The following is a 26,057-nucleotide window of genomic DNA, read 5'->3' on the forward strand; positions in this document are numbered from 1 at the left end:
GACGGCGTCGGCGAGTCCCGGGCAGGGCACCTCGGTGACCCGGACGTCCGCGGCGAACCGCTCGATCAGCCCTCGCTGGTAGGGGCTGCCGGTGGTGGCGGGGGTGGCCCAGATGGCGACGGGGCCGCCGTACGCGGCGGCGGGCTTGATCGCGGGGACCGTGCCCACCACGGGCAGTGCGGGCTCCAGGCGCGCGCGCAGGGTGGGCAGCGCGTGCACCGACGCCGTGTTGCAGGCGACGATCAGGGCGTCCGGGCGGTGGGCCGCGGCGGCCTCGGCGACGGAGAGCGCCAGGCGGGCGACGTCGTCAGGCGTGCGGGGGCCCCAGGGCATGCTGCCGGGGTCGGAGGAGAGGACGAGATCGGCGTCGGGCCTGAGCCGGCGCACCGCGGCGGCCGCCGCCAGCAGCCCGATCCCGGAGTCCATGAGCGCGATCTTCACCCGGTCACCATAGACGATGAACGGGGAACGGCCTGTTCCCTGGTGCACACTGCGGCGATGGGCGTCGTGGTGTGGATCTCCGTCGTGTCCCTCGCCGTCTGGCTCTGGCTGCTGCTCGGGCACGGCCTCTTCTGGCGCACCGACGTGCGGCTCCCGGCGCGGAGCGAACCGGCCGTGTGGCCGCGGGTGGCGGTCGTGGTACCGGCCCGTGACGAGGCGGGGACGCTCCCGGAGAGCCTGCCGTCGCTGCTGGCCCAGGACTATCCGGGCGAGGCGGAGATCGTGCTGGTGGACGACGGCAGCACGGACGGCACCGGCGCGCTGGCCGGGGAGCTGGCCCGCCGCCACGGCGGGCTGCCGCTGACGGTCACCGCTCCCGGCGAGCCGCCGGACGGCTGGACGGGCAAGCTGTGGGCGGTGCGGCACGGGACGGAGACGGCCCGGCTCCGCGCCCCCGAGTTCCTGCTGCTGACCGACGCGGACATCGCGCACGCCCCGGACAGCCTGCGCTCCCTGGTGTCGGCCGCGGTCACCGGCGGGTTCGACGCGGTGTCGCTGATGGCCCGGCTACGGGTCCGCGGCGCCTGGGAGCGGCTGGTGGTGCCGGCCTTCGTCTACTTCTTCGCCCAGCTCTACCCCTTCCGCAGGATCGCCCGGCCGGGGGCGCGGACCGCCGCGGCCGCGGGGGGCTGTGTGCTGCTGCGAACCGCGGCGGCCGTGGAGGCGGGGCTGCCGGACGCCGTCCGCGACGCGGTGATCGACGACGTGGCGCTCGCCCGCGCCGTGAAGCGGCGCTCGCCCTCCGCACGGATCTGGCTCGGCCTGGCCGACGGCGTGGTCAGCGTGCGCCCGTACCCGCGCCTGTGGGACCTGTGGCGGATGGTGGCGCGCAGCGCCTACGCCCAGCTGCGGCACAGCCCGCCGCTGCTGGCGGGCACGGTGCTCGGGCTGTGGGTGGTCTACCTGGCGCCGCCGCTGGCCCTGGCGGCGGGACTCGCGGCCGGCCGGCCCGCCGCGGCGGTGTGCGGCGGGGCGGCCTGGGCGGTGATGGCGGGGAGCTACGTGCCGATGCTGCGGTACCACCGGCAGCCGTCCTGGGCGGCCGTGCTGCTGCCGTTCACCGCGTTCCTCTACACCCTCATGACCGTGGACTCGGCGGTGCGCCACCACCGGGGGGTGGGCGCGGCCTGGAAGGGCCGCACCTACGGCCGGCCCGGAGCGCCTTCCTTCACCCGTTCGCGGACGGCTCCGGACGGCCGAACGGACCCCCCGCCGCGGGAGGCCTGACGGGTGGCCACCGGGTCCCCCGGACGCCCTTGTTGACCGTCGGTAACCTGTCCGATACAGGCGTCCATACACGATTCATGGTGGACAGAAGGAGCCTTTTTGCCAAATTAGCTCGAATTGGGTATCCAACATCACCACCGACACGGAAAACAACCTTCTTATCCGTCTCCCCAACGACCACATCGTGGGCTTAACTTATGGGTATGACCTCCCCCCGCTCCCCTTACGGTGGCGGCTATTCCGCCGCGTTCCCGGACACCCCGATCTACGACTCCCTGGTCGCCGAGCGGGGTACCCCCCAGATCGCTCCGATCCGCGTGCCGCCCATGTACGACACGCCGTCGTACGACGCCCGCCCCTCCTACGACCACGGGGGCGGCCACCTGCCGGCGCTGCCCGCGCTGCCGTCGGGCCCGTCGTACCAGCCGCAGCCGCCCGCGCCGTCCTACGGCTACCCGCAGGCGCAGCCTGCCCTGCCCGCGGTCCACGCCGCGCTGCCGCCCGCGCCCTCTCCGGTCCCGGCGCCGTACATCCCGCAGCAGGCCTCCGGTTCGCGCGGTTACGCCGCGCCGCAGCAGCAGCCGCCCCGTCCGGCGCCGCACCCCGGCACCGGGTACGAGGCGATGCGCCCGGCCGCCGCCCGTCCGGCGCCCGCCCCGGCCCCGGCGCCGCAGGCGCCGTACGGCCAGCAGGCTCCGTACAACGGGTCGTACGGGCAGCCCGCGCAGGGCTACCCGTCGCAGTACGGCTCGCAGGAGTACCGGGGCTACTGACCGCGGCACGAACGGTCCGTGCCCGGTGGCACGATGACCGCATGGGGAAAGCGGAAATCCACTCGATCCACGTACATCCGGTCAAGGCCTTCCGGGGTCAGGCGCCCCGGGAGGCCCTGGTCGAGCCCTGGGGCCTGGCCGGTGACCGGCGCTGGGCGCTGATCGACGACGGGGGAAAGGTCGTCACGCAGCGCCGGCAGCCCCGCCTCGCGACGGCCGCCGCCGAGCTTCGGCCCGGCGGCGTCCGTCTGTCCGCGCCCGGCGCGGAACCGCTCACCGTGTCCGTGCCCGACCCGGGCACGTCCGGCACCGCCGAGGCGGACGTCTTCGGCACCCCCGTCCGGGCGGTGCTCGCCGACGAGGCGGCGCACGCCTGGTGCCGCGCCTGGCTCGGCGCCTCCGTGCGCCTGGTGCACATGGACGACCCGGCGGTCCGCCGTCCGGTCGACCCGGAGTACGCCCTCCCCGGCGAGACCGTCTCCTTCGCGGACGGCTTTCCGCTGCTGGTGACCTCGCTCGCCTCGCTGGACGCCCTCAACGCGCTGATCGCCGGCGGCGACCACCCGGAGGAGGGTCCGCTGCCGATGAACCGCTTCCGCCCCAGCCTGGTGGTGGACGGCTTCGAGGCCTGGGCGGAGGACGGCTGGAACCGGCTGTCGGCCGGCGATGTCCTCTTCAGGGTCGCCAAGCCCTGCGGCCGGTGCGTGGTGACCACCACGGACCAGGAGTCCGCCCGGCGCGGGCGGGAGCCGCTCGTGAGCCTGGGGCGCCATCGGCGCTCCGGCTCGCGGCTGGTCTTCGGGCAGTACCTGGTGCCGCTGACGACCGGCACCGTCCGCGTCGGGGACGCGGTCACGGTCCTGGGGTGACACGGCGTCCGCCGCACGGCCGCCCGGCGCCGCCGGGAGGGTGAGGTCCCTCTCCTTCCCGGCGCACGGTGCGTGAACGGACGGCCGGAGGGCTGTCACGGAAGCGAGGAGGGGGAGCGCCGGTGGGGGCGATCCGCGGAATCTGGCGCTGGCGGGGCAACCCGCTGCGGCGCACGACCGACCTGGTCGAAGCCTGGGCGGCCCTGGTCGCCCTGCTGCTCATGGCGTTCGGCGCGCCGCTGGCCGGGCTGCTGGCCGGTTCGGTCGCGCACGACGCGCTCACCAGCACGGCCCGTCAGCAGCTCGCCGTCCGGCACCGGGTGACGGCCACGGTCCTGGACGCCTCGGCGGCCGTCGTCCCGGTCCCGGCCGGCACCCGGGCGGCGGAGGAGCACGACGGGCGCCGGCGCGTGCTCGCCGCCTGGACCGCGCCCGACGGGACCGGCCGGCGCGCGCACACCTGGACGAACCTGCGGGATCCGGAACCCGGGCGGCGGTTCACGGTGTGGACCGACGTCCGGGGAAGGCCGGTGGCCCGCCCGCTCGACGGGGGCGAGGCGGCCCTGCAGGCGGGTCTGGCCGGGATCGGCGCGGCCCTGCTGACCATCGCGATCGCCGAGTCGGCGCGGCGCGTGACGCTGCGGCGGCTGACGCTGCGCCGGCACCGGCGGCTGGACCGGGCCTGGGAACGGGCCGGACCCGACTGGGGCCGGACCGGTACCGGAAGCTGACCACGATCGTTCACCGGGCAACCCACCGTCCACACGCGCGCTACGGTGGTGCGGCCGACACGTTCGGCCCAATCCGCTACATCCCGTGTACGACGAGGTGGGGACAGAAAAGCACCATGGCACAGGGCACGGTCCAGGTGACGCACACCGGCACGTCGCGGTGGCGGCGCCGCACGGGTGAGTACTCCTCGCTCGCCTCGGCCCTGGAGGCCGCCGGCGACGGGGACGTGCTCACCGTCTCCCCCGGCACCTACCGGGAGAACCTCCTCGTCGAACGGGCGGTGACGCTGCGGGGGCCGGAGGGACAGCCGGGGGCCGTGCGCATCGCTCCCGCCGACGGCGTGCCGCTGACGGTGCGCGGATCCGCGGTGGTGCAGGGCCTGCACCTGGAGGGGCAGGACTCGTCGGCGCCCGCACTGCTGGTGGACGGGGGCACCCCCGAGATCTCCGACGTCCGCGTGATGACCCGGTCGGCGGCCGGCATCGAGGTGCGCGGCTCGGCGCGGCCCACGGTGCGCCGTTGCTCGGTCGACAACCCCGCGGGCATGGGCATCGCCGTCGCGGACGGCGCGGGCGGGGTCTTCGAGGAGTGCGAGGTGGCGGCGGCCGGACAGGCCGGCGTGGCGGTGCACGGCGGGGCGCACCCCCGGCTGGAGCGCTGCCGGGTGCACCACGCCTCCGGTCCGGGTCTGGGCGTCACCGGGGAGGGCTCCTTCGTCGAGGCGGTGGGCTGCGAGATCTACGAGGTGCGCGGCAGCGGCGTGCAGATCACCGGGCGGGCCACCGCCCAGCTCACCGACTGCGACGTGCACCGGACCGCGGGGGACGGCGTCACGATGGACACCGACGCGGTGCTCACCCTGGCGGACTGCCGGATCCACGACATCCCCGAGAACGCGATGGACCTGCGGTCCCGTTCGGTGCTGACGCTGACCCGCACCAGCGTGCGGCGGTTCGGGCGCAACGGGCTGTCCGTGTGGGACCCGGGAACCCGCGTCGACGCCCACCGGTGCGAGATCTTCGACTCGACCGGCGACTACCCGGCGGTCTGGGTGAGCGACGGCGCCACCGCGGTGCTGGACTCCTGCCGGGTGCACGACGTGCCGGACGCGTTGTTCGTGCTGGACCGCGGCTCGCGGGCGGACGTCGTGGACAGCGACCTCAGCCAGGTCCGCAACACGGCCGTGTCGGTCAGCGACGGCGCGACCGCCCAGCTGGACGACTGCCGCATCCGGGACGCCGCCACCGGCGCCTGGTTCCGTGACCACGGCAGCGGGGGCACGCTCGCCAACTGCACGCTGGACGGCACCCGGACGGGCGTGATCGTCACCAAGGGCGCCGACCCGACGGTGGAGCGGTGCACGGTCGACGGGCCGGCCGAAGCCGGGTTCTACGTGTCGGCGGGCGGCCGGGGCACCTTCGTCGGCTGCAAGGTGACCGGCAGCGGCGGGTACGGCTTCCACGTCCTCGACGGCTGCCGCACCACGCTGCGCAGGTGCCGCACCGAGCGCTGCGCGCGGGGCGGTTACGAGTTCGCGGACGCCGGAACGGGCGGCGCGGACGGACCGGAGGTGGAGGACTGCACCGGCGACGAGAGCCTCGGCGCCGGCGCGTCCCTGCCCGCCGGACCCGCCGCGGGCGACGGCGGGGTGCTGACCGCCCCTGCCCGGGCCGGCACGGCCGGGCTGCTGGGCCCGGTGCCCGCGCCGCGTGCCGAGGCCGCGGCCGGGGTAGCGCAGGAGGCCGGCGGCGGCGTCCGGGCGCGTGCGGCGCAGGAGGTGCTGGGAGCGCTGGACGCCCTGGTGGGGCTGGAGAGCGTCAAGCGGGAGGTGCGGGCGCTCACCGACATGATCGAGGTGGGCCGGCGCCGCCAGGAGGCCGGCCTCAAGGCGGCCTCGGTGCGGCGTCATCTGGTCTTCACGGGCTCCCCCGGCACCGGCAAGACGACGGTGGCCCGGCTCTACGGGGAGATCCTGGCCTCCCTGGGCGTGCTGGAGAAGGGGCATCTGGTCGAGGTGTCCCGGGTCGACCTGGTCGGCGAGCACATCGGCTCCACCGCGATCCGCACCCAGGAGGCGTTCGACCGGGCGCGGGGCGGTGTGCTCTTCATCGACGAGGCGTACGCGCTCTCGCCGGAGGACTCGGGCCGGGACTTCGGCCGGGAGGCCATCGACACGCTGGTGAAGCTGATGGAGGACCACCGGGAGGCCGTGGTGGTGATCGTCGCGGGCTACACCGAGGAGATGGAGCGCTTCCTGTCCGTCAACCCCGGTGTCGCCAGCCGCTTCTCGCGGACCATCAGGTTCGGCGACTACGGGCCGGAGGAACTGCTGCGGATCGTGGAGCAGCAGGCCGAGGAGCACGAGTACCGGCTGGCGGACGGCACGGGCGAGGCGTTGCTGAAGTACTTCGCGGAGATCCCCAAGGGGCCCGCGTTCGGCAACGGCCGCACCGCCCGCCGGACCTTCGAGGCGATGGTGGAGCGGCACGCGGGCCGGGTGGCGCAGCTTCCCGACGCGAGTACCGAGGCGCTCACCCTGCTCTACCCGGAGGACCTGCCGGAGCCGGGCTGAGCGGTTGCCTGCCCGTCGTCCCCGTGGCGGGGCGCGGGCAGGCCCTTCGGCAGCCTGGCCAGCAGCGCGGCGCGTTCCTCGGCGAAGACGGGGTCCGCCTGGTAGTCGCCGTGGCCCAGCACCGGTGAGGGCAGCGGATGGGCCGCGGTGCGGCCCAGCGAGAGCGGGTCCTTGAGGGGTTCCCGGTCGACCGAGGAGCAGGGCGGGCCTCCGGGCGGGGTGGCGGTGTCCGCGTCGCCCACCAGGACGGGTCCGCCGATCGGGTCGGTGCGGCGGTGCAGGTTGCGCCAGCAGTCGACCTCCTGGTGCAGGCGGTGCAGGGCCTCCGGCCCGAAGTGGGCGGGGAACCAGCGTCCGTAGAGGCGTTCCAGCGGCGATCCGTAGGTGAGCAGCGCGACCCTGGCGCGCACCGGGGCGGGCAGTTGCCAGGCGGCCGCGGCGGCCAGCACGCTGCCCTGGGAGTGGCCGGAGAGCACCAGCCGTCCGCCGGTGGAGGCGGTCCAGGTCGCCATCCGCCAGGTCAGGTCGGGCACGGCCCGCTCGGCGTAGCAGGGCGGCGCGAAGGGGTGGGCGGCGCGCGGCCAGAAGGTGCCGACGTCCCAGAGGATGCCGATGGTGCGGCGTGCCGAGGCGTCCCGGTAGGCGCGGCGGCCGAAGGTGACGAAGAGCACGAAGCCCAGCCCGATCAGCCAGGAGCCGATGGCCTGCGCGACCTCGGCGAGTCCGGCGACGGCCACGGGCGCGTTCCGGGCCGCGTCGGCGGGTGCGCGCCCGGTGCCGAGGGCGCCGGCCAGCGCGCCGGCGCCGAGCAGGAAGGTGACGGCGGCGGCGACGCCGACGAGCAGCGGTGCCCGGTCGGTGAGCGCGGCGAGGGCGCGGACCCGTGCGACGCCGCGGACCCGCACGGGGTCGTGGGGTTCGCCGGGGTGGTCGCGCAGCACCGCGGGGATCTCGTCGCGGACGGAGCGCCAGGCGCGGTGGGCGAGCACGACGAGCAGCGACAGCACCACGGCCAGCAGCCCGGGAATGACGGACGCCTGCCAGGTCAGCACCACCGGGGGGCCGGCCAGGGTGCCGCTGCGGCCGTCGAGCCAGTCGGCGACCCGCTGGGCGACGCCGCCCGACATCACTCCGCCGAGGGCGCAGGCCAGCAGGGCGACGGCGGGTCCGGCGAGGCCCCGCAGGGCGGCTCGGGCGTCGGGGCGGGAGCGGTGCAGGGTGCGGGCGACGGCGGCCAGCGCGACGACCAGCAGCCCCTGGGCGAGGAAGACCGCCCCGAAGACGGCGTCCCCGGCCAGTGGTCCGGCCGACCGCCAGCCGGGCCGGGACCAGCAGGCGTACACCACGGCCAGGAGCAGCAGGGCCGCGGAGCCGAGCGGCAGGGCGCGTCGGAGGCGGGCGTCCAGGGCGTGGTCGACCCGGCGTTCGCTGCGGCCCCTGCGGCACACCACCCAGACCACGGTGAGGGCGGTGGCGGCGAGCGCGGCCTCCAGCAGTCCGCCGGACAGGGCGAGGAGGGCGGGGCCGCCCTCGGCGCGGTCGTGACGGGCCGCGTCCGCGGACACCGCCGCGGCGACGGTGAGCAGGGCGGCGGCGGTGTGCGCGGCGCGCAGCCGGGCGACGAGGCGGCGGCCGTACCAGAAGCCGGGCCGGCCCAGCGGCGCGTCGTCGCCGTGCTCGTCCCGCTCGGCCCCGGCGAGCGGCTGCTGGGACTCGTAGGCGCTCCAGGTGCGGTGCGAGAGGTACCAGAGCAGCACGGTCAGCGCGGTGGGCACGACGGCGGCCAGGGCCAGGCGGCGGCCCGGCGCGCTCCACCAGCCGTCGGTGAGGAAGGCGAGCCAGGAGTGGGAGGCGACGCAGGCCGGGGTGCCGGCGCACTGCCAGGCGGTGAGGTCGAGGGCGACCTCGCAGGCGGCGGCGACCAGCAGCACGGTGAGGCTGAGCCCGGCGAGGCGCACCAGCGTGCCGTGGAGGCGGACGGCCAGCCCGTCGCCGCGGGCGGCGGGGCGCATCCAGTGGGCCAGGTTGACGACCATGAAGGGCAGCAGGAGGAGCCACAGGGCGCGGCTGCCGTTGCCGGAGGTCAGGTTGCACCAGACGTACGCCTCCTGGACGGGAGGGACGGGAGCGCCGTCCTCCGTCGCCCCGGCGCCGGTGCGGCCGGCCCGTCCGGCGCGTTCGGCGTCCACGTCGTCGGCACGGCGGAACACGGCCGCGACGCCGTCGCCGGCGACGCGGACCGTCCGCGGGTCGTCGAGCATCTCCGCGGGGGTGGTGCCTCCCACCCCGTGGACGAGCAGTTCCAGTGTGGGCCCGCCGGCCGGCGGGTCGTCCGTCCCCGGCACCGGTGCGTGCGGTGCGTCCTGTCTGCGTACCACGTGTTTCGCTCCCCCGTGCGTGCGGTTTCCGCGGCTGCCGGTCCGCCCTCCCGGACGGCGCGGCACTCGAACATGTGATGCGGCGTTCCGCCCGTGGGATCTCCGTTCCCGCACTCCCTCAACCCTTCCTCACGGAATCTCCCCTCGATCCGGTGACGACGGCGGTCCGGCGGCGGACGCGGCCACCTGACCGCCCTTCGGCGTGTCGTGCGAGGATTGCCGTGTCGCCCGGCCCGGTGCCGGGGCGGGGACCGCCTGGTCACAGCGCCGGAGCGGCGCGGTGCGGGAGACGCGGGGCGGTCGCGGTGAGACAGGGACGAGGAGCAGAGGTGGCTGAGCGGCAGAACCTCCTCGCGGAGCAACGGCGGGCACTGATCCTGGACGAGGTCCGCCGCCGCGGCGGGGTCCGGGTGAACGAGCTGACCCAGCGGCTCGGCGTGTCGGACATGACGGTGCGCCGCGACCTGGACGCGCTGGCCCGCCTGGGGGCGCTTGAGAAGGTGCACGGCGGCGCCGTGCCGGTCGACGGCGCGGAGCCCACCGGGCACGAGCCGCGGTTCGAGGAGAAGACCGGCCGCGAGCCGGCCGCCAAGGAGGAGATCGCCCGCGCGGCGGCCTCGCTGGTGGCGCCCGGGGCGGCGGTGGCGCTCTCCGGGGGCACCACCACCTACGCGCTGGCCCGGGTGCTGGCCGGCGTCCCGGACCTGACGGTGGTCACCAACTCGGTGCGGGTGGCCGACGTGCTGCACACCGCCCGGCGCTCTCCCGACGGGGCGGAGGCGGGCGGGCCGACGGTGGTCCTCACCGGCGGGGTGCGCACGCCCTCCGACTCGCTGGTCGGCCCGGTCGCCGACCGGGCGATAGCCGCGCTCCACTTCGACCTGCTGTTCCTGGGCGTGCACGGCATCTCGGTGGAGGCGGGACTGTCCACCCCGAATCTGGCGGAGGCGGAGACCAACCGGCGTCTGGTGGCCTCCGCGCGGCGGGTGGTGGTGGTCGCCGACCACACCAAGTGGGGGACGGTGGGCCTCAGTTCGTTCGCCTCGCTGTCCGAGGTGGACGTCCTGGTGACCGACTCGGGGCTGCCCGCCGTCACCCGGGCCGAGCTGTCCGAGCTGCCGCTGCGGCTGCTGGTGGCCGGGGAGGACGACGAACTGCCGGAGGGGCCCGCCGAGGCGTACCCGCCCCGCGCGGGCTGACCGCCCCGGTCCCGGTCAGTGCGGCCAGGCTCCGCCGGCCAGCACCCGTTCCAGGACCTCCGTGTAGGGGCCGATCTCCAGCCCCTGCCCGGCGAGCCAGGCGTCCGAGTAGTACTTGTCCAGGTAGCGGTCGCCCGGATCGCACAACAGGGTCACCACGCTGCCGGACCGCCCCGCGGCCACCATCTCGGCGACGATCTTGAGGGCGCTCCACAGCCCCGTGCCCGTGGACCCGCCCGCCTTGCGGCCGATGACCCGCTCCAGGGTGCGCACGGCCGCGACGCTCGCCGCGTCCGGCACCTTCATCATCCGGTCCACGGCGCCGGGCACGAAGCTGGGTTCCATCCGGGGCCGCCCGATGCCCTCGATCCGGGAGCCGCCCTCGCAGACCGGATCGGGCTCGCCGGTGCTCCACCCCTCGAAGAAGACGGAGTTCTCCGGGTCGGCGACGCAGATCCGGGTGTCGTACTGCATGTAGTGGACGTAGCGGGCCAGGGTCGCCGAGGTGCCTCCGGTGCCGGCGGTGGCGACGATCCACGCGGGCACCGGGAAGCGCTCCATCCGCAGCTGCCGGAAGATCGACTCGGCGATGTTGTTGTTGCCCCGCCAGTCGGTGGCCCGCTCGGCGTAGGTGAACTGGTCCATGTAGTGGCCGCCGGTCTCCGCCGCGAGGCGCGCGGCCTCCTCGTACATCCGGCGGGGGTCGTCCACGAAGTGGCAGCGACCGCCGTGGAACTCGATGAGCCGGCACTTCTCGGCGCTGGTGGTACGCGGCATCACCGCGATGAACGGGACGCCGACGAGTTTGGCGAAGTAGGCCTCCGAGACGGCGGTGGAGCCGCTGGAGGCCTCGATCACCGGGCGGTCCGGCCGGATCCAGCCGTTGCAGAGCCCGTAGAGGAAGAGCGAGCGGGCCAGCCGGTGCTTGAGGCTGCCGGTGGGGTGGGTCGACTCGTCCTTGAGGTAGAGGTCGATGTTCCACTGCTCGGGCAGCGGAAAGCGCAGCAGGTGGGTGTCGGCGGACCGGTTGGCGTCGGCCTGGACCCGGCGGACCGCCTCCTTGAGCCAGGCACGGTAGGTCACGTCGCTGCGGTCGACGTCCGGCGTGGCGGCGGCGCCGGGCGGCGGAAGGGGGCTGGGCATGACAGGCTCCTCGAACGGCCCGGACGACCCGGGAGTCCCGATCATAGACACCTCCCCCACACTTCCCACCTGCATAAACGCATCTTTGGAGACCTCAAGCGGTGCCTTGGGAGCGTGCCGGTGACAGGGGGCGCACACCGGCCGGGCCGGCCCCGGCCGGTGTGCCGCGAGCGCCTCGCCCCGGACCGCCGGAGGCTCTGGCGTCCGGCCGCAGATCAGGGCAGACTGCTCTTACGGTGCGCAACGGGGGCGCAGCGGACAAGGCGAGGGGTGGGGGGCGACATGCCGGAGCCGGAGTTCACCGCCACGGAGGAGTTCCTCCCGGCCGGGCCCGACGACCGGGAACGGCCCGTCGTGCGGGACGAGTTCAGCGCGACGGGCGTGCGCATCGAGCGGGGCCTGCGGTCGCTGACCCGGGCCGGCCAGGTGCGGGTGGGAGGCGGGACGGTGGAACTGCTCAACAGCGGCGGACGGGTCATCGCCACCGCGCCCGCGAAGAGCGTCCGCATCCTGCGGGTGCGGTTCCGGCGGGCCGACCGCGTCCTGGTGGACCTGGGGGGAACCCGCTACGTCCTGACGCTCCGTGACGAGGACGCCGAGCTCGGCGTTTCCGGGAGCCCCGGCGAGCGCCGGCCGGACGGCGGGGAGACTCCGGCGGCACTCTTCGCCCGGGCGGTGCGCCTGGCGGCCCGGCCGCGCTGAGCGGGCCCGGCCGCCCGCCGCCGGGGACGGCCTCCGGGCGCCGCCGCTTGCCGCGAGTTGCGGCGGTCCGGGCGCCGGGGCACGCTGTTCCCACGTCACTCTGGGTTTACCGGCGACTACGCAGACAGCCGGTCGTCGCCATCTTCCGGACCTCTACGTCGGGGAGTTGCAGCCGTGATCAGTCACCCGAGCAGGCACTGCGCGGTGGAGCTCCAGGCCCTGCCGTCGCGGATCGGACAGGTCCGCAGAATCGTCTCGGCGCAATTGCGCTACTGGCATCTGGACTCCCTCATCGAGCGGGCCTCGCTCGGTGTCACCGAACTGCTGACCAACGTCCACCGGCACGTCCGGCCGGACAAGACCTGCACCGTGCGGCTCGAGCTGCTGCTCGACCGGCTCACCGTGTCGGTGCACGACCACGATCCCCGGCTCCCGGTGGCGCGCGACGCCGATTCCCTCGCGGACTCGCTCGCCACCTGCGGCCGCGGCCTGGCGATGATCGCGGCGTTCAGCGAGAGCTGGGGGGCGCGTCCGGACGGCGCGTCCGGCAAGGTCGTCTGGTTCACCCTTCCCGCCGACGACGTCCCGCGGGAGCCGGCGCCGGGGCCGGTCCTGGCCGGCCTCCATCCGCCCGATCCGGAGCCGGGGCTGGTGCTGGAGCCGGGCCCGGCTCCGAGTCCCGTCCCGGAGCCGGATCCCGCCCTGGTCGAGGCCGTCGTCGCGGTCACTCCCGCTCCCGCCCGGTCGGCCGTTCCCGGCTGACCGGGCGGTGACCCGGAAGACGGGCGGCGCGGACCTCCGCGCCGTCCGCCTTCCGCCCGCACGGCGGGCGTCCGCCGGCCCTCCCGGTGCGGCACCGCCCCCGGCTCAGCCCTCCAGCACCGCCAAGGGGTCGTCGAACACCGGCTGCCAGGCCAGTTCCGCGGCCCCGACCAGGCTGTTGAACGGCAGCGTGCACCCCTGCAGCGGGACGGCGGCGCCCTGCCCCCACAGGCTGCGCCGGGCCACCACCGAGTGCAGCCGCCCGGGGTCCGCCTCCAGCAGCGCCCGGTGCAGTCCGCCGAGGATGATCCGGTCCGGGTTCAGGATGTTGACCAGGCCGGCCAGTCCCAGGCCCAGCCGGTCGATCAGCGCGCGCGCCGCCGACCGTACGGCGGGATCGTGGGCGTAGCCGTCCCTGATGAGGTCCTCGGCCTGGCGCAGCAACGAGCCCTCGGGCCCCGGTTCACGGCCGAGCACGGCGAGGAACGCCAGCGGGTCGGTCTCCACGTCGAGGCAGCCGCGGCTGCCGCAGTGGCACGGGCGGCCGTCCGGGTCGACGGTGAGGTGTCCGACCTCGAGCGCGAGCCCCGAACTGCCCGTGTGCAGGCGGCCGTCCAGCACCAGGGCGCCGCCGACGCCCTGGTGGCCGGTGGAGACGCACAGGAGGTGGTCGGCGCCGCGGCCTGCGGCGTGCCGGTGTTCGGCGAGCGCCGTGAGGTTCATGTCGTTGCCGACGAAGACGGGCACCTCGATCCCGGCGGCCCGCAGGCACTCGGCGAAGACGTCCCGCACGGGGGCCCCGGCGGGCCAGGCGAGGAGCAGCGGGTTGAGCGCCACCCCGCCGGGCTCGGTCACCGCGAACGGCACCGCGAGCCCGGCGCCCACGCACCGCAGGCCGGTCTCCCGCAGCAGCCGGGCGCCCTCCTCCACGGCCACGCGCAGGAGCTGGGCGGGATCCTCCTCCACCTTCAGGGCGCTGTGCGCGGTGGCGACGATCCGCCCGCCGAGGCCGACCAGGGCGGTGCGGTAGCCGTCGACGTGGACCTGGGCCGCGAGCACGACCGGACCCCGCTCGGCGACCATCAGCCGGTGCGACGGGCGGCCCTGCGATCCCGCGGCGGCGACCGGGTGGGCGTCGACCTCGATCAGGCCGAGCGCCTCCAGCTCGGCGGCGACCGCGCCGGCCGTGGCCCGGGTCACGCCCAGTTCCGAGGTCAGCACCGCGCGGGTGGGGGCCCGGCCGGTGTGGACGAGCTGCAGTGCCGGGCCGAGGGCTCCGCGCCCGCGGTCCAGCCGGGTCCGGGTCGTGCCCTCCCCCTCCGGTCGGGGTTCCGCGTTGCCGTTCATGCCGAAGAGTCTTTCATGATCCCCCTCCCGGGGACGGGCGGACGGCCACCCGCCACGGCTCGGCTAGCCTGGGACGCACGATGAACGACCGCTTCACCACCCCCTGGGCCGAACTCGCCCTCTCCCGCTTCCCCCGGGATCCGCGCGACCGGCTGCGGGCCTGGGACGCCTCCGACGACTATCTGCTGCGCCACCTGGCGGCCGCCGAGCCGCCGCCGACGGGTGCCGTGGTGGTCGTCGGGGACCGCTGGGGCGCGCTGACCACCGCGCTGGCGGCACGGGCCGCCGGCGCCGGGGCGGCACCGGGGGGCGGGGCCGGGACGGTCACCCAGATCACCGAGTCGTTCCTGACCCGGGAGGCCACCCGGGCCAACCTGGCCGCCAACGGCCTGGACGCGGGAGCGGTCCCGCTGCTGACCACCCGTGACGCGCCGCCACGGCGGATCGACGTCCTGCTGGTCCGGGTCCCCAAGAGCCTGGCGCTCCTGGAGGACCAGTTGCACCGGCTGGCCCCCGCGCTGCACCGGGACACGGTGGTGGCCGGCACCGGCATGGTGAAGGAGATCCACACCTCGACGCTCGCCCTGTTCGAGCGGATCGTGGGCCCCACCCGCACCTCACGGGCCGAGCGGAAGGCGCGGCTGATCCTCACCACGCCCGCCGGTCCGGACGCGGAGCGCGGCGCCAACCCGTGGCCGCTGCGGTACGAGCTGCCCGGGGACGCCGCCCTGGTGGCGGGACGCCCGGTGGTCAACCACGCCGGCGTGTTCTGCGCCGATCGCCTCGACATCGGGACCCGCTTCTTCCTCCGGCACCTGCCGGCCGGCCCGGGCCTCGGCCGGGTGGTGGACCTCGGCTGCGGGAACGGCGTGGTCGGCACGGCGGTGGCACTGGCCGACCCGGGCGCCGAGGTGCTGTTCACCGACGAGTCGTACCAGGCGGTGGCCTCCGCCGAGGCGACCTGCCGGGCCAACGGCCTGGCGGGGAAGGTGGAGTTCAGGGTGGGCGACGGCCTGGACGGCGTCCCGTCGGACAGCGCCGACCTGGTGCTCAGCAACCCTCCGTTCCATTCCCACCAGGCGACCACCGACGCGATCGCCCGGCGGATGTTCCAGGGCGCGAAGCGGGTGCTGCGGCCCGGTGGCGAGCTGCGCATCGTCGGCAACCGGCACCTGGGGTACCACGTGACGCTGCGGAGGGTCTTCGGCAACGCAGAACTGGTCGCCTCCGACCCGAAGTTCGTGGTGCTCCGGGCGGTCCGGCGGGGCTGACGCCCCGGCCGCCGGCGGCCGTGACGGGGGCCGCCTCGACGTGTTTCAGACGATGACGTCGAAGGCGGCGACGGCCCGGCGACGGCCGCCCTGACCGGGGTGTGCGGGTCCGCGGTGACCGCTGTGGCGGGCGCGCCGTCGGCGCGCGGCCGGGCCGCCCGGTGGACCGGCGCCTCGTCGGCCGCTCACTGCCGGCACTCGGGCCGGCTGTTCAACTCGTCGTCGACCCGGGCCACTTGTGCATCCCTCCGCAACGGGGCTCATTCGGGTGCACCCTACAGTCGCTTCCGGCAGACTCGGGGGATGGAGATTGCCGAGTATGTCGAAACCCTCCGCCGCGAGGGCGAGTTGCTGGCCAAGGCGGCCGAGGAGGCCGGACCCGGCGCGCCGGTGCCGACGTGTCCGGAGTGGCGGGTGCGCGATCTGGTGCGGCACACCGGCGCGGTGCACCGGTGGGCGACGGCCTTCGTGGAACAGGGGCTCACCACGCCCCGGGAGCCCGACGAGGCTCCCGATCTGGACGGGGCCGAGCTGCTGGAATGGTTCACCGAGGGGCACCGGGCGCTGACCGCGACGCTGGCCGCGGCCGGTCCGGAGGTCGAGTGCTGGCACTTCCTGCGCGCCCCGTCCCCGGTGGCGTTCTGGGCGCGGCGGCAGGCGCACGAGACGGCGGTGCACCGCCTCGACGCCGAGGCCGCGCGCGGAGGTGAACCGGCGGAGGTGGACGTGGAGTTCGCCGTGGACGGTATCGACGAGCTGCTGCGCGGCTTCCACGGCCGCCGGTCCAGCCGCGTGCGCTCGCCGGAGCCCCGGCTGCTGCGGGTGCGGGCCACGGACGCGGCGGACGCGGCGGACGCGATATGGACGGTGCGGATCTCGGAGGAGCCGCCCGTGACGGTACGGGGCGCGGACGGCACGGGGGACGCGGCGGCCGACTGCGAACTGGCGGGCCCCGCGGCACGGCTGTACGCCGCGCTGTGGAACCGTGCGCCGTTCCCTTCGGTGCACGGTGACGCGCGGACGGCGGCGCTGTGGCGGGACAACGCCGGGATCCGCTGAGCCTCCCGCCCCGGCCTGCGGGGCGGGAGGTCCGCCGGTCCCCGCTCCGGCGGCCGGGGCGGGGACCGGAGCCGGGGCCGAGGGGACGACCGGACGCCTGACGGGCCGCCCCCGGGAGCGTCTCGTCAGGCGTCCGGCGCGGCGCCCGGAAAGGCGATGCCGACCTCGTGGGCGAGCCGTGCGGCGGCGTGCCGGAAGAACGCCGCCCGGTCCTCGACCACCTGGTGGAACTGCCCGAACACCTCGAAGCCGATCAGCCCGAACAGCTCGGACCAGGCGGCGACCAGCGCGACCACCGCCTCGGGGGGCAGGTCCGGCGCCAGGTCCGCGGTCATCCGCACGGCCTCCGGGCGCAGCCCTTCCGGCAGCGGGGTGCGGGAGAGGCCGGCGGGGCCGCGGTGGGCGTCGCGGGCGATGCCGATCAGCAGCAGCCCCACCCGTGCGGCGGCGGGCACGGTGGTCCTGGGCGCCCGGTACCCGGGGACCGGTGTGCCGTAGATCAGCGCGTACTCGTGCGGGTGGGTCAGCGCCCACCCGCGCACCGCCTCGCAGACCGCGATCCACCGGCTCAGCGCAGTGGCGTCGGAGGCGGCGGCGACCTCGGACTCGGCGCCTTCGGCGGCTGCGCCGAGCGAGTCGTAGGCGTCGATGATCAGCGCGGTCAGGAGGTCGTCGCGGCTGGGGAAGTAGCGGTAGACGGCCGACGAGGCCATGCCCAGCTCCCGGGCCACCGCCCGCAGGGAGAGCTTGGCCCCGCCCTCCTCGGCGAGCTGCCGCCGCGCCTCGCCCTTGATGGCCTCGGTGATCTCCCGTCGCGCGCGGGCGCGGACTCCTTCGGTTGCGCTCATGACCCGAGTGTGACACAGGACGAGAGCAGTGCACACGCCCGAGAGCGCCGCACGCGTTCAAGAGCGCCACTCGCAAATGCGAGCACTGCTCTTGCATTGGATCGCCGATGCCGCGCACACTGTTCCCAAGCGAGAGCACCGCTCTCATTTTCCGTGAAGGGTCGCCATGCAGAACACCCAGGAGTCGGCGCCGAGGACCACCCCGTACTACCTCGAGGCGGGTCCCTTCGCCGCGCGCTTCAACAGCCTCGTCGGATGGCTGGCCCGGCACGGCGTCAGCCTGATGGGCAGCGCCGAGCTGTCCGTGCGCGGCCGGAAGAGCGGCGTCATGCAGCGGATCCCGGTCAACCCCTTCCGGCTCGACGGCGAGCAGTACCTGGTCTCCGCCCGCGGTCACTCCCAGTGGGTGCGCAACATGCGCGCGGCGGGCGGCGGCGAGCTGCGCGTCGGGCGGAAGGTCCGCCGGTTCACGGCCGTCGAGCTGCCGGACGACCAGAAACTCGCCGTGCTGCGCGGCTACCTGGGCAAGTGGGGCTGGGAGGTCGAGCAGTACTTCCAGGGCGTCACCGCCGGCTCCACCGACGAGGAGCTGACCGCGGCCTCCCCGGACCACCCGGTCTTCCGGATCACCGTCACCTCCTAGGGTCCGACTCCCGGAACTGCGGTGTCCGGCGTGCGGCACCCTGGATCAGCGATCCGTGGCGGCGTCGCCGACGTGACGCAGGGCTTCGGGCCATGACCTCACCCGACCTCAGTGACCTGGACCATCTCCGGGAGATCGAGCGCCCCGTCGACCGCGTCGGCGTGGAGGCGTCCGACGCAGGACGGCTCCCGCTCCGGGCGGACCCGGAAGGGACGACACCACTCCGGCGCAGCGTGAACGTGCTCGCTCGGGCTCTGCTCCATCACCACTTCGAGGGCGACGGCCACCTGGACGAGGACCGGCCCTTGGTCCGCCTCGCGGAGCCTCGACGTCGAAGCCCAGGGTCATGCCGGCCGGGGTGGAGAAGGCGCACCAGGAGGTGTGTGCGCGCGGATCGGCATTTCCCCGGACCGGAGGCTGGGCGCTGTGGAACACCCGAGGCGACGGGGCGCGGGAGATCCTCGCTGACCTTCGGCGGTTCAATGCCGGCCGCTGCCGGAGCCGGATCCGCCACCCTTGCCGAGGTGCCCCCTGAAGGCACCCACCTCCGCACGCATCCCCCGCGCTCTGGCCGTGGCCTGTTGCTCGACCAGCAAGCCGTCGACGTTCTCCGTGGACCTGCCGCGATCACGCCGGACCAGCACGACGACGCACCATGCCACAGCTCCGCCTATGCCCGCCAAGTACCAGACGACCGCACTCATGCGCTTCCCTCCCCCGTTCGCCAGCCAGACTATGCGGCTCAGGACTCCCCGCGGAAGAAGCGGGAACGCCGTTCGGTCCAGCATCCGGAAACGACCGGTACAGGTCAGGTGGGTTCAAGGGTGAAGCAGCCACTGCGCCCGTTGCCCCGACGCCTCGCCGCGGCCCACCACCGACGGCACGCTCCGCCGGCCGCAGCAAGCACACGGACGGCACCGCCCGGGCTGTCGCCGGCCTGCCGTCCGGGCGGCAGACCTCGGACCGGATCCTGACCTGGCGGACACGGGCACAGGGTCCCCTCGACTCCTCGACATCTCACCGCCGGCTGTTGAGCAGCCGTCAAGAACCACGGGTGGGGGCCGGCCGCCTCCGTCAAGGGGATCGATAGCCTGCCTCGATGGTTGCGGACGAGGAAGTCGAGCACATCAGCGCCGGTCTTGAGGACGAGGGCTGGGACGCGACGCGCGCCTGGGTCGAGAAGGGGCTGTCCGAGGCGGAGCGCATCGAGGGTGTCGCGCGGTTGCGTGGCGGCTGGACGTCGGAAATGCGCCGTCTGGACATCTGCGGGCGGAGCGATCGACGGTCCCTGGTCCTGCGGTCCTTCACCAAGCCCTTCTACGTCCGCCACGCGGAGGGCCTGCTGACCCGCGAGGCGGCCGTTCTGCGCCTGCTCGACGGCACGGATGTGCCCGCGGCCAGGCTGGTGGCGGTGGACGCGGCAGCACGGTACTGCGACCATCCGTCACTGCTGATGTCCCTGTTGCCGGGGACCGTGCGCCTGGGCGACGAGGGAGCCGGCCGGCGGGCCGAACTGCTGGCCCACCAGTTGCTGCGCGTCCACCGGCTGCCGGTGACCGCCGAGGAGCGGCCGCGCGCGTATCAGGCCTGGACCTCTCCCGAGCGAGTGAGCCCGCCCGAGGACACCGAGCGGCCGGAACTGTGGCAACGGGCCGTGGACGTGATCCGCCGCGAGCCCCCGGAACACCGGTCCTGCTTCCTGCACCGGGACTTCCACCCCGGCAACGTCCTCTTCACGGGCGACGGCGACGGTCTGCGGATCAGCGGCGTCGTCGACTGGGTGGAGACGTCCTGGGGGCCGGCGGACCTGGACGTGGCCCACTGCTCGACGGCGCTGGCTCTGTTGCACGGGGTTTCCGCGGGCATGCGCTTCGCCGACCGCTACGTCGCGGCAGGAGGGAAACTGGCCGAAGATCGCGCCGCCCATCTCTACTGGCGGCTGCTGGACGCCCTGGCCTTCGCTCCGGACGCCGAGAAGGTCGCCGTCCCGTGGCGCGAGGCGGGCCGTGCCGATCTGACCCCCACCCGGCTGACCGGTCGCCTGGAGCGATATCTCCAGGCCCTCTTCGCACGCTACGCCTGAAGCCGGAGCCGGAGCCGGAACGGATGCCGCCGCGTGCCTGCGTTCCCTGACGGGGAAGCTCCGGGCACCGGACCAGCGACCGGCGGACGACCACGGCCAACTGCCGATGGCCCGCTGGGAGATCGATGTCAGGTTCCCGCACCTTGCCGGCTTCGGTGTCAACCGGGTGTACGAGGGGGATCACGCGACCCTTGAGGACTCCTTCCAGGCCGCTGCCGAGTCCGAGCAGCCCTTCTGCGACGCGTTCCTGACTCCGCTCACCGCCGAGGCCCAGTCCGCCCTCGTGCTCTTCCCCGGCGAGCGGGCGATGACCGCTGTCCTGACTCCCGTCATCGGATGGGCGACGCCACAAGCCCTGCGCGGGCTGCTGCGCACCCCCGCCGACCACATCAGGCGGAGCATCGAGGAAGCGAGGTGCCGCCACCCGCCGTTCCCGTCACGCACGGGGAGTGGCACGCCCGGTTCCCGGAGCTCGGCCAGTTCCTCAGCGGCTGGTTCTCCCAGGCCGTGCCCGACGAGTTCGACGACCATGACGATGCCGTCGCCGACCACCGAGCCCCGCCTCCATCGATCCGCTACTCGTCTCCGGCCTCGCCGGTGAGCTGCACGAACTGCTCCCCCTCCACCTCGACGAGTCCGAACGCCCGGGCAGATGTCCCACACCGCCCCGGCCGCTGCCGCTTGACGGCTTGGCGTCGTGAGACGTCTTCCTCGGCCTCGCGACCTGCCTCATCACCCATCGCCATGTCCAACGCCTTTGCCGGGCTTGAGCAAACCCTCCACCGGGCGCCTCACCGAAGGGTCCGTCGGCGTCAACTTGCGGGGGGTTCGGGGATCGGGCACACAATACTCCTGGTGAAGAAAACATCACATATGCCGACAACGACCCATATGGGTGAAGCCTGCACGAGCTTGCGCAGGAGGAGGAACTCGTGAGTATCGATCCGCCACCGTCCGGCCGCCCCACAGGATCTTCCTCGGGACCGCCCTCGGATCCCACCCAGCCGCCCCCGGGCGGCGGCCCGCCCTCGCCGCCTCCGGGCGGAGGCGGCGAGGAGCCGGGGCCCCGCCGCCCGTGGTGGCGGTCCGTGCCCCGAGTCGCGATCGTCGCCACCACCGTGGTGGCCGGCATGATCGTGACCGTGGTGCTGTCCGGGCGCCACATCGGCGGCGCTGACGCGACCGACGGCAGCGTCGCCACGTCCAGTGGTGAGGTCTTCCTCCAGCCCGCGGCGGACGCGGGCCCGGACACGTTCACCGACTCGACGGCGGAGGAGAGGAGCTCCGCCCCGCCGGCTTCTCCCTCGGTGACGGCGTCGCCTTCCCCCTCGGCGACAGCGTCGACGCCGCAGAACGCCATCCAAGGTTTCCAGGGCGACACTCCCGGCCTGTACGGGGGCACCCTCGACATCGCCAGCTGTGACGTGGAGAAGCAGATCACGTTCTTCCAGGAAGCCCCGGACAAGCAGAGCGCGTTCGCCTCGGTCGCCGAAATCCAGCCGCCCGAAGTCCCCGACTACCTGCGCTCGCTCACCCCCGTCAATCTGCGCATGGACACCCGCGTCACCAACCACGGGTACAAGGACGGTGCCCCCACCAGCTACCAGGCGGTCCTCCAGACGGGCACGGCCGTCCTCGTCGACGACCGCGGCGTGCCCCGGGTGCGCTGCGCGTGCGGCAACCCGCTGTCCCCGCCGGTCGCCCAGCAGAGCGCACCGGCGACGACCGGCCAATCATGGCCGGGGTACAACCCGTCGAGCGTCGTCGTGGTGACGCCCGCACCGCAGCCGGTCGTCGTTCTCGTACTGTGCGGGCACAACGGCGAGTGGTTCGAGCGCGGCAAGGGCGGCAAGGGGAAGGACCGCAAAGTCCCGAAGCCTGGCGAGACCTCCTCACCGACGAGCACCTCGTCCCCGACGGGCACGTCGACGCCACCGAACCCGGGCACGCCGCCGCCCGGCACCCAGCCGCCGCCCAACACCCAGCCACCGCCCGGCACCCAGCCGCCGCCGCAACCCACCGGGGGCGGCAACACGTAGGGAGCCATGGCCCCCGGCCCGCCCGGCTCAAGCGCCCGGACAGCCGTGATGTGGTCACCGCCCCACTTGGAGGCCCCGAGGGCAGCCTCCGAGCGGGGCGGTGGCCTCCACGTTCCTCATGGCGTGCAGCATCTGTTCCATGGTGACGACGACGGCCGGGTCGAAGCAGTGCACCTCAGAAGCGGAGGTCTGCGAAGTGGAGGCGGAGCCGGGCATCAGGTGCCCGGACCAGTACAGCGAGCGCTTGCTCCGGCAGGATGCCGGCGGCGCGGTGAACCACCCGCGCCGATCGGCGCGGGCCCGGCTCGGCGCATCCCGCGAGGGCCCGCCCGCCACGGCGCGGCTCACGCTCGACCTGGTCCGTACGGCGCTCACCCCGTGAACGCCGACCGGCGGACGGCGCGGCGCAGTGCCCTGTGCGTCCACCACCCCCCGGCGTACACCAGGACCGCGCAGGCCAGAGCGGCGGCGCCGCCCGTGGCCCAGTCCGACAACACCGCCTCCGTCACGTCCCGCGCGCCGTTCCGGTCGGCCGCTCCGGGGCCTCCCCGGTAGTCGGAGAGGGGGGCCGTGTTGGCCGCGGCGCCGGCCGGTACGGCGGCGGACAGGGCGGCGAGCACGACCCGGCGGGTGGTCCTGGGCAGGGTATCCCGCCCTCCGCGTCCCGCCGGTGCGCCGCGCAGCCTCCGCCACAGGAAGACCGCGACGGCCAGGAGGCCCGCGGTCGTGCTGAGGTGCTGCGCGGCGCGGGCCACCGTGAGGTCGCCGGCCAGGCGGGACCGCAGGACGCCGAGGTGTGTCACCAGGTATCCGTCGGCGTGCGTGAAGGAGTCCCACGCCAGGTGGGTGGCGATGCCGATCGCGAGGGACAGCAGGACCCAGCCCGCCCGCCGCACGTCCATGCGTCCGCGTCCGTGTCCGTGTCCGTGTCCGTCGGCGGAGGAGAGCCTGGCCGGCAGCAGGGCGGCCACCGGTCGCCGCACCAGCGCGTACGCCGCCAGCAGCGTCGCCCCGAACACCGCCGGGACGGCGACCCCGGACAACTGGTGGGACGTCGTGGCGTTGAGGAGCGGCTCGTACCAGGACTGCGCGCTCACCGGGACACCGGCCGCGCCGAGGAAGTACGGCACGTCCGGAGCCAGGGTCCCGCAGACCAGGGCGGCCGGCGAGAACGGGTGGCGCAGCAGCGGCAGTACGGCTGCCGGGTGGGAGAGCGTGAACGGCATGGAGAGGAGGTCACCCCGGTGTCGGCGCGTCCCGGAGGCGGGCACGCGGGCCGGCGTCCTGGACCAGGACAGGACGCACGGGAGTATATGTCGTTCAACTGACCATGGAGCGATGCGGGGATCCGGAGCACCTGCGGCGGTGGTGCGCCGGACCGGCCGGGCGCCTCAGGGCCCGATCGTGTGGGCGTAGGCGAGGAACAGCGGGCAGGCCAGGAGCGTCGCGGCCGTACCGGTGAGCCTGAGGGACCTGTGCCGCAAGGCACGTGCGGCACCGGGGACCGCGAGCACCAGGAGGGGCCACAGGCCGTGGTCCGTGCTCACCGGCAGCGCGCCGGCGTACAGCGCGGTGACGGGGAGCCACACCGCGGCGGCGGTCGCCCCGGCCGTGGCACGGGCCCGCGTCCCCGGCGGCAGATCCGGCGGGGCGGCCGCCAGGGCCAGCGCCGCGAGCAGCGCCATGGCGGGCGTGACGACGGGATCGCCGAAGGCGGGCCCGCTGACGACGGTCGCGACCGCCAGGACCACCAGTCCGACGACGGCCGCCCACGCCCCCGCGCGCCACCTGCTCGTCAGTGCCGTGACGGTGCCGACGACCACCAGCGCGGACGCGAGCAGGCGCACGGTCCAGGTGTCGGCGTCCAAGGCGGGGAAGGGGGCGGGCGACAGGGAGGCCGCCACGTACCAGCGGCTCAGGTGCAGTCCGCAGTAGGCCGCCGCGACACCGGCGACCTGCGGGGCCGCCTCCGCCAGCAGCCGTCCGGCCCCGGTCGCGGAGCTCACCCCGAGCCGCATCCGCAGGGCGTGGCCGACGATGTCGGCGGCCTCCCGGAACCGGTCCACGACGCGGGCGCCGGCCACCGACTCCCGGTGGACGGCGAGGATCTCCTCCCCGGCCTCGAGCCGGTACCGCCGCGGATACAGGCGCAGGACCAGCCCGATCACGCCTGCGTCACCGCGCGGCCGGAGACCCCGAGCCGACGGGTGGCCTCGCGGGCCGTCGCCGCCATCCGCTGCGCCGCCGCCGACAGGGTCTCCCGCCCGGACGGCGCGAGGGCGTAGACCTTCCGGGCCCGCCCGTCGACGATCTCCTCGCGGTGCACCTGGATCAGGCCGTCCCTCAGGAGACGGTCCAAGGCGCCGTAGAGCGTGCCGGTCCGCAGGACGACACGGCCCTGGGACAGCGCCTTCACCTCCTGCGTGACGGCGTAGCCGTGGCGGGGCCGGTCGGCCAGTGCCGTGAGGATCAGCAGGGTCGGCTCCTGCAGCGGGCGCTCGCTCATCCGGTCAACATATGCCGCTCGGCGACCCATGGGCAAAGCTGCCCGGGCGGCTGTCCGCTGCGCGCCGACCGCGCGTCGACCGGGCCGCCGCACCCGTGCCCCACCCGTGCCGCGCCGGTGTGGCGCCGGTGCGGCGATGACGCCGGGCGGGCGACGGCGGTGGCCGTGATCAGCCTCCGTGGACGGTGAGCCGGTAGCCCTCGGGGCCGGTGAAGGTGAACGTCGGCCCGAAGGGGCTGTCCCGCACCGGGCCGACCACCTCGACGCCTGCCGCGACGAGCTGCGCGTGCAGCCGGGCGGCGTCGTCGGTGCGCAGCCACAGCGCCACTCCCAGGCCTGGGGTCGAGTCGCCGGTCAGGTCGGTGCCCGGCAGCGGCTCACGGACGGCGAAGGGGATCGGGGTGGTGGCGAAGACCACCGCGTGGGGCGGTGAGACGGGGGCGCGGCGCAGACCGAGGTGCTCCTCGAAGAAGGCCGCCGCGGCGGGCAGGTCCGTGACCTGCAGAGCGATGAAGTCGGGACCCTCGACGGTGGCGGTCACGGTTCCTCCGGGAATCAGATGTCAGGACTTTGACATCAAGGACTGTAGGCGCGTCCCCTCGCGCATGTCAAAATGCTGACATGGAAGATCGGATGCCCGTTCCCCCACCACACCCGGCCCAGGACGTCACCGAGCACGTCGGATACCGCCTCAAGCGCACCTCGGCCGCGCTGCGCTCCGCCATGGACAGGGCACTGCGCGACCACGGCCTGACCGTCCCGCAGTACTCCTGCCTGGAACTCCTTGACGAACAGCCCGGCCTGTCCAACGCCGACCTGGCCCGCGGCACGTTCGTCACCCGGCAGTCCGCCAACGTCGTCCTGCGCGGCCTGAGGGAAGCCGGCCTGATCACCCGCCCGGCTTCCGCCGAGCACGGCCGCGCCCTGCCCGTGCACCTCACCCCGGCCGGCCGCGAACGCCTGCACGCCGCCCGTGGCGCCGTCTATGCCATTGAGCAGCGCATGATCGGCGAAGTCGCCCCGGACCGCCTGACGGCCCTGCTCGCCGACCTCGACACGATGGCCGAAGCCCTCGGCGACTGACGGACCGGCAGCGGAGCGCCTGCGGCCGGTCCGAGGCGACGGCCCCGGACCGCAAGGCAACGGACGCGGCCCGGAGCACTGCCGTTGAGCCGCTCGAGCCGGCGGGCCGGGGCGACTGCCTCGGCCTCGGAGCGGCGGACCACGACACCAGGGCCCTCGAGGGGCCACACGCCTGCCGGCCGTCGGCCGCGCCCCGCGGCGGAGCGGACCGGGGAAGCGGGGGCGGGTGGCGCATCCCCCGTGAGAGCTACAGGCGCTGTCCATGCGCGGGTGATTCGCGGACGCCGGCGGATTCCTAGCGTGGTCGTCAGGTCGCCGCG

Annotated in this window: 25 protein-coding genes; 16 read left to right on the plus strand and 9 right to left on the minus strand. The window is 74.8% G+C overall.

Translation table 11 applies throughout. The features are described from left to right. Nucleotides 1–441, minus strand: a 441-nt coding sequence (locus A2U95_RS24670; RefSeq protein WP_240958033.1) for a glutamate racemase, incomplete at its 3' end; no start/stop codon positions are given. 57 nt (nucleotides 442–498) lie between these two features. On the opposite strand from A2U95_RS24670, the gene A2U95_RS24675 reads away from it, so the two are divergent. The 5 genes from A2U95_RS24675 to A2U95_RS24695 all read left to right on the plus strand — a co-directional run bounded on the left by A2U95_RS24675 (nucleotide 499) and on the right by A2U95_RS24695 (nucleotide 6,674). Further along, nucleotides 499–1,728: a glycosyltransferase gene (locus tag A2U95_RS24675; RefSeq protein ID WP_206283053.1), complete on the plus strand. Its 1,230-nt coding sequence runs from the start codon at nucleotides 499–501 to the stop codon at nucleotides 1,726–1,728. A 203-nt stretch (nucleotides 1,729–1,931) separates the two neighbouring features. Continuing rightward, nucleotides 1,932–2,501 (plus strand): DUF6643 family protein, encoded by a 570-nt coding sequence (locus A2U95_RS24680; protein WP_166026901.1) that lies wholly within the window; start codon nucleotides 1,932–1,934, stop codon nucleotides 2,499–2,501. A 41-nt stretch (nucleotides 2,502–2,542) separates the two neighbouring features. Continuing rightward, the gene (locus tag A2U95_RS24685; RefSeq protein WP_166026903.1) at nucleotides 2,543–3,370 is read left to right on the plus strand and encodes an MOSC domain-containing protein; all 828 of its coding nucleotides are present in this window, start codon (nucleotides 2,543–2,545) and stop codon (nucleotides 3,368–3,370) included. A 122-nt stretch (nucleotides 3,371–3,492) separates the two neighbouring features. Next, entirely contained in the window at nucleotides 3,493–4,101 is a 609-nt protein-coding gene (locus tag A2U95_RS24690) for an Rv1733c family protein (protein WP_166026905.1), read from the plus strand. Nucleotides 4,102–4,217: 116 nt separating this feature from the next. Beyond that, complete coding sequence (locus A2U95_RS24695) at nucleotides 4,218–6,674, plus strand: right-handed parallel beta-helix repeat-containing protein (RefSeq protein WP_166026907.1); 2,457 nt, start codon at nucleotides 4,218–4,220, stop codon at nucleotides 6,672–6,674. Here A2U95_RS24695 and A2U95_RS24700 read toward each other — a convergent pair. Beyond that, entirely contained in the window at nucleotides 6,644–9,019 is a 2,376-nt protein-coding gene (locus tag A2U95_RS24700) for a hypothetical protein (protein WP_166026957.1), read from the minus strand. The genes A2U95_RS24695 and A2U95_RS24700 overlap by 31 nt on opposite strands. A 362-nt stretch (nucleotides 9,020–9,381) precedes the next feature. Between A2U95_RS24700 and A2U95_RS24705 the strand changes: the two genes are divergently transcribed. Next, complete coding sequence (locus A2U95_RS24705; RefSeq protein WP_166026910.1) at nucleotides 9,382–10,251, plus strand: DeoR/GlpR family DNA-binding transcription regulator; 870 nt, start codon at nucleotides 9,382–9,384, stop codon at nucleotides 10,249–10,251. Between the two features lie 15 nt (nucleotides 10,252–10,266). Here the strand turns inward: A2U95_RS24705 and cds1 are convergent, their stop codons facing one another. Further along, nucleotides 10,267–11,394 carry an L-cysteine desulfhydrase Cds1 gene (gene cds1 / locus A2U95_RS24710; protein ID WP_166026912.1) on the minus strand — a complete coding sequence of 376 codons (1,128 nt, stop codon included), beginning with the start codon at nucleotides 11,392–11,394 and terminating at the stop codon, nucleotides 10,267–10,269. A gap of 282 nt (nucleotides 11,395–11,676) precedes the next feature. On the opposite strand from cds1, the gene A2U95_RS24715 reads away from it, so the two are divergent. Next, a complete protein-coding gene (locus tag A2U95_RS24715; RefSeq protein ID WP_166026914.1) occupies nucleotides 11,677–12,096 on the plus strand; it encodes a hypothetical protein in 420 nt (139 codons plus the stop codon). Between the two features lie 174 nt (nucleotides 12,097–12,270). After that, nucleotides 12,271–12,858, plus strand: a complete 588-nt coding sequence (locus A2U95_RS24720) for an ATP-binding protein (protein ID WP_166026916.1) — start codon at nucleotides 12,271–12,273, stop codon at nucleotides 12,856–12,858. A gap of 105 nt (nucleotides 12,859–12,963) precedes the next feature. Here the strand turns inward: A2U95_RS24720 and A2U95_RS24725 are convergent, their stop codons facing one another. Continuing rightward, complete coding sequence (locus A2U95_RS24725; RefSeq protein WP_166026918.1) at nucleotides 12,964–14,205, minus strand: ROK family protein; 1,242 nt, start codon at nucleotides 14,203–14,205, stop codon at nucleotides 12,964–12,966. A gap of 80 nt (nucleotides 14,206–14,285) precedes the next feature. Here A2U95_RS24725 and A2U95_RS24730 point away from each other — a divergent pair, with 80 nt between their 5' ends. Both A2U95_RS24730 and A2U95_RS24735 read left to right on the plus strand, forming a co-directional pair. After that, nucleotides 14,286–15,476, plus strand: coding sequence for a methyltransferase (locus A2U95_RS24730; RefSeq protein ID WP_166026920.1), 1,191 nt, complete (start codon nucleotides 14,286–14,288; stop codon nucleotides 15,474–15,476). Between the two features lie 303 nt (nucleotides 15,477–15,779). Then, nucleotides 15,780–16,535 carry a maleylpyruvate isomerase family mycothiol-dependent enzyme gene (locus tag A2U95_RS24735; protein ID WP_166026922.1) on the plus strand — a complete coding sequence of 252 codons (756 nt, stop codon included), beginning with the start codon at nucleotides 15,780–15,782 and terminating at the stop codon, nucleotides 16,533–16,535. Between the two features lie 125 nt (nucleotides 16,536–16,660). Here the strand turns inward: A2U95_RS24735 and A2U95_RS24740 are convergent, their stop codons facing one another. Then, on the minus strand, nucleotides 16,661–17,383 hold the full coding sequence (locus A2U95_RS24740; protein WP_166026924.1) for a TetR/AcrR family transcriptional regulator: 723 nt from the start codon (nucleotides 17,381–17,383) through the stop codon (nucleotides 16,661–16,663). Between the two features lie 166 nt (nucleotides 17,384–17,549). Here A2U95_RS24740 and A2U95_RS24745 point away from each other — a divergent pair, with 166 nt between their 5' ends. From A2U95_RS24745 to A2U95_RS24765, 5 genes are all read left to right on the plus strand, one after another. Further along, the gene (locus A2U95_RS24745) at nucleotides 17,550–18,026 is read left to right on the plus strand and encodes a nitroreductase family deazaflavin-dependent oxidoreductase (protein ID WP_166026926.1); all 477 of its coding nucleotides are present in this window, start codon (nucleotides 17,550–17,552) and stop codon (nucleotides 18,024–18,026) included. Between the two features lie 1,099 nt (nucleotides 18,027–19,125). Next, nucleotides 19,126–20,109, plus strand: a complete 984-nt coding sequence (locus tag A2U95_RS24750) for a phosphotransferase family protein (RefSeq protein WP_166026928.1) — start codon at nucleotides 19,126–19,128, stop codon at nucleotides 20,107–20,109. 336 nt (nucleotides 20,110–20,445) lie between these two features. Next, nucleotides 20,446–21,045, plus strand: a complete 600-nt coding sequence (locus A2U95_RS33980) for a contact-dependent growth inhibition system immunity protein (protein ID WP_338104483.1) — start codon at nucleotides 20,446–20,448, stop codon at nucleotides 21,043–21,045. 152 nt (nucleotides 21,046–21,197) lie between these two features. Continuing rightward, nucleotides 21,198–22,148 (plus strand): DUF6777 domain-containing protein, encoded by a 951-nt coding sequence (locus A2U95_RS24760; protein WP_240958034.1) that lies wholly within the window; start codon nucleotides 21,198–21,200, stop codon nucleotides 22,146–22,148. Nucleotides 22,149–22,287: 139 nt separating this feature from the next. Continuing rightward, nucleotides 22,288–22,530, plus strand: coding sequence for a hypothetical protein (locus tag A2U95_RS24765; RefSeq protein ID WP_166026930.1), 243 nt, complete (start codon nucleotides 22,288–22,290; stop codon nucleotides 22,528–22,530). Here A2U95_RS24765 and A2U95_RS24770 read toward each other — a convergent pair. The 4 genes from A2U95_RS24770 to A2U95_RS24785 form a co-directional block, all read right to left on the minus strand. Continuing rightward, entirely contained in the window at nucleotides 22,520–23,374 is an 855-nt protein-coding gene (locus A2U95_RS24770; RefSeq protein WP_166026932.1) for a DUF4184 family protein, read from the minus strand. The two genes, A2U95_RS24765 and A2U95_RS24770, sit on opposite strands and share 11 nt — an antisense overlap. 165 nt (nucleotides 23,375–23,539) lie before the next feature. Then, a complete protein-coding gene (locus tag A2U95_RS24775) occupies nucleotides 23,540–24,316 on the minus strand; it encodes a hypothetical protein (protein WP_166026934.1) in 777 nt (258 codons plus the stop codon). Beyond that, nucleotides 24,313–24,654 carry a PadR family transcriptional regulator gene (locus tag A2U95_RS24780; protein ID WP_166026936.1) on the minus strand — a complete coding sequence of 114 codons (342 nt, stop codon included), beginning with the start codon at nucleotides 24,652–24,654 and terminating at the stop codon, nucleotides 24,313–24,315. Before A2U95_RS24780 ends, A2U95_RS24775 begins: the two co-directional genes overlap by 4 nt. 169 nt (nucleotides 24,655–24,823) lie before the next feature. Next, the gene (locus A2U95_RS24785) at nucleotides 24,824–25,195 is read right to left on the minus strand and encodes a VOC family protein (RefSeq protein ID WP_166026938.1); all 372 of its coding nucleotides are present in this window, start codon (nucleotides 25,193–25,195) and stop codon (nucleotides 24,824–24,826) included. Nucleotides 25,196–25,275: 80 nt separating this feature from the next. Here A2U95_RS24785 and A2U95_RS24790 point away from each other — a divergent pair, with 80 nt between their 5' ends. Further along, nucleotides 25,276–25,737 (plus strand): MarR family winged helix-turn-helix transcriptional regulator, encoded by a 462-nt coding sequence (locus tag A2U95_RS24790; RefSeq protein ID WP_166026940.1) that lies wholly within the window; start codon nucleotides 25,276–25,278, stop codon nucleotides 25,735–25,737. Nucleotides 25,738–26,057 lie beyond the last annotated feature (320 nt).

This window comes from Streptomyces chilikensis (genome assembly GCF_001642695.1).
Lineage (GTDB): Bacteria > Actinomycetota > Actinomycetes > Streptomycetales > Streptomycetaceae > Streptomyces > Streptomyces chilikensis.